2 protein-coding genes and 2 pseudogenes are annotated in these 2,838 nt (G+C 70.1%); 1 reads left to right on the top strand and 3 read right to left on the bottom strand.

Annotated features, from left to right (window positions below):
- Window positions 1-117: 117 nt before the first annotated feature.
- From G6R25_RS31050 to G6R25_RS28385, 3 genes and pseudogenes are all read right to left on the bottom strand, one after another.
- Window positions 118-240 (bottom strand): annotated as a pseudogene (locus tag G6R25_RS31050) (hypothetical protein); the annotation flags it as partial.
- A 116-nt stretch (window positions 241-356) separates the two neighbouring features.
- Window positions 357-707 (bottom strand): annotated as a pseudogene (locus tag G6R25_RS31045) (recombinase family protein); the annotation flags it as partial.
- A 143-nt stretch (window positions 708-850) separates the two neighbouring features.
- On the bottom strand, window positions 851-2,224 hold the full coding sequence (locus tag G6R25_RS28385) for a DUF4158 domain-containing protein (RefSeq protein WP_235826011.1): 1,374 nt from the start codon (window positions 2,222-2,224) through the stop codon (window positions 851-853).
- Between the two features lie 232 nt (window positions 2,225-2,456).
- Between G6R25_RS28385 and G6R25_RS23085 the strand changes: the two genes are divergently transcribed.
- Window positions 2,457-2,838 (top strand): ParA family protein (locus G6R25_RS23085; protein WP_205447388.1); only part of this gene is annotated, 382 nt, incomplete at its 3' end.

Genomic DNA, 2,838 nt, shown 5'->3' with positions numbered 1-2,838 from the left:
CCTAGTCGTCCCACCTGTGACACCCCCGCGGCGGCGGCGCGGCGGGGGGGTGTGCCGGGGGCGCCATAGGCGGTCCACGCCGCTGCTGGCGTGTTGCCAGGCCTTACTGACACCCCGTCACGCGGCACCGTCCCGCCCGACCGGCCGCCTACCGACGCTGGTCTTGTCGAGGTGGCCGTACACGGTGGAGCGCGGCACGCCGAACATCGCGGCGATCTGGGCGGCAGTGTGCTGGCCGTCGTCGTAGAGCCGCTGGGCGAGCGCGGCCTGGTCGCCGGTGAGCCGGGGCCGCCGGCGCGGCCGCGGGCCCGCGCCGCAGCGAGGCCGTCGTGGGTGTTGGCGACGATGAGCTCGCGCTGATACTCGGCGAGCACGGAAAGCATGCCGAACATCGCGCGGCCCTCGGGGGTGGCGGTGTCGATGCCCTGCTCGATGACGTGTAGCCCGACCTCGCGGTCGCGGAGTTCGGCGCCGAGGGTGACGAGGTGCAGCAGGGAGCGGCCGAGCCGGTCGAGGCGGGTGACCTTGAGCGTGTCGCCAGTACGCAGCAGTTGCATCACGAGGTCGAACTTCGGCCTGGTCGCCTTGGCACCGGACGCGATGTCGAGGTGGATATCGCGTTCGGCGACGCCGGCGCGCAGCAGCGCGTCGACCTGGTGGTCGGGGTTCTGGTCCGCGGTCGAGACCCGCGCGTAGCCGATCAGCACGGCGCCGGAATCTACCGCACGCCGACGTTTTCCGACATTGAATTTCGACGCGGGTTGTCGACGCCCTCCGAGGGGTACTGGACGGCTTGCTGGCGGGTGTCGACAGACGGTCGTTTACCGACAAGATCGGCTATGTTGACGGGCTACGAAGAGTGACCGAGCCGCTTCGCCACGGCTGCGGCGAGATGATCAACATCGATCCGCGATGTTGTGTCCACGCGGATCACCTTCCGCGCGCCTGTGGCGTTCAGTTCCCTCAGGATCGCCACCGCCTTGAGCAGATCGGTCGCGGCGGTGCCACCGGCGAACGTCACCGCCTCCAGGACCTGCGGGGTGAACTGCCGCAGGTACCCGTACGAGCCGTCCAGCGCGGCCAGGTGACCGTGATCGCGTGGCAACGGGGGCAACGCGGTGGCCTGCGCGGACCGCAGCCGCTCCCACCCGACCTTCTCCCCACGGATCAGCGCGCCGACGTCCTCGTCTGGCACCGCGGGATCGGCGACGATGGCGAGGATCGCGTCCAGCAGGGCCTGGCGGTCCTCGCCGGCCTTGCCGCGTTCGGCCAGCTCATCGCGCATCCTGTGCGCGGCCTTGCTCTCCCGCGCCGAGACGGCCTGGTCGAACAGCTGCACGACCTCGTCCAGCACCTCCGTCGCCGACTGGGATAACAGCGTGAACAGGATCGGGTAGCGGCGCTCTGCCTCGCGGCGCTGCAACGCCTGCGCGGTCAACCGCCGGCCCACTGTCGCGAGGAACCGGCGCCGCTCCGCCGGCAGCGCGGACAGGTCCAGGGTGTGCGCGCCCAGGCCGCGCAGGAACTCCAGCTTCGAGACCTCAGCCTTCACCGCTGCCGGCGAGGCCTCGACCGGCCCCGTGGCCAGCCACCGTAACCGCGTCATACCGATGGCCGGATCATCCACCAGCAGGCCGTCCAGGTCGGCGCACCGCTGGTCGGTGAACTCGTGCGCCAGCCGGTCGAACGTCTCCCGTCGGGCTTCCTCCCGTGCGTGCGCGACCCGCTCGATCACGGTCACCGGACCTGGCCGGATCACTCGCGCCGAGATCAGGTACTCACATGCCAGCCGGAACAGCAGAACCGGCGAGTCGTGCTCCAGTGCCCGTGCCAGCAGAAACTCGTCGAGCTCCTTCAGATCCAGCGGCGTCGGCACCCGCCACCCCAGATACCGCGCCACCGACCGAAGGTGCCCGGTGCGGGTATTCGCCCGCTTGCCATACGACCGGATGTGATCGGGATCGACGTCAAGCCGCTCGGCCAGCCGTACCACCGCCGCCCGTGGCGCGGCCGCCACCTCGTCGGGCACGAATCCCAGCCACCGCAACGTGCACAGGGTGACAGCCAGCCCGAGACGGTCGGCCGGTCCCCGGCCCCGACCAGGATCAACGAACGCGACATCCGCCGAGGTCAGCGTAAAGAACCGGAACAGCTCCTCCCGGCCGATCTCCGGGAACCTCCGCAGCGCCTCCAGTTCCTGGTCCGCGAACACCCGCGTCGCCACCAGCAACCTCCCGCCGGACCCCGAAGATCCGGTTCAGGAGCCTACCGAGCCATATCCGCCCGATTTTCGGCGGATGCTACGGCAACCCCCTCAGGGGCCCGCGGACATGGCGTCCGCGGGCCCCTGTTCGTTGTGTACTGCATACAGTGATGCAGTACCTACTGATTGCAGGTGGGGTGGTGTGACGGGGTGCTACCGGTGCTGCGATCATGGGTGTGTGCGGGTCTGGTCGGTGGTGAATCTCAAGGGTGGTTCGAGCAAGACGACGTCGGCGGCGTTCGTGGCGCATGCGGCCGCGGAACGCGGGTTGTCGGTGTTGCTCGTGGATGCGGACCCGCAGGGGTCGGCGCTGCGATGGGGGGAGCTGGCCGGGTGGGAGCTGCCGGCCGTGGCGCTGGCGTCGCGGGACCTGCACCGGCGGTTGCCGGGGATCGTGGGCGACCGCTACGAGCTGGTGGTGATCGACACTCCGCCGATGGAGGATCACCGCGGCATCGTCGTGGCGGCGATGCGGGCGGCCGGCGTGATCGTGGTGACGCTGGCACCGACGATGATCGAACTTGACCGGTTGCCGCCGGTGTGGGCGGCGGTCAACGAGGTGACCGCCGGCGGTG

Source organism: Candidatus Frankia alpina, assembly GCF_902806485.1.
Lineage (GTDB): Bacteria > Actinomycetota > Actinomycetes > Frankiales > Frankiaceae > Frankia > Frankia alpina.
Note: the sequence above shows the minus strand (reverse complement) of the source record. Positions and strands in the feature narration are given on the sequence as shown.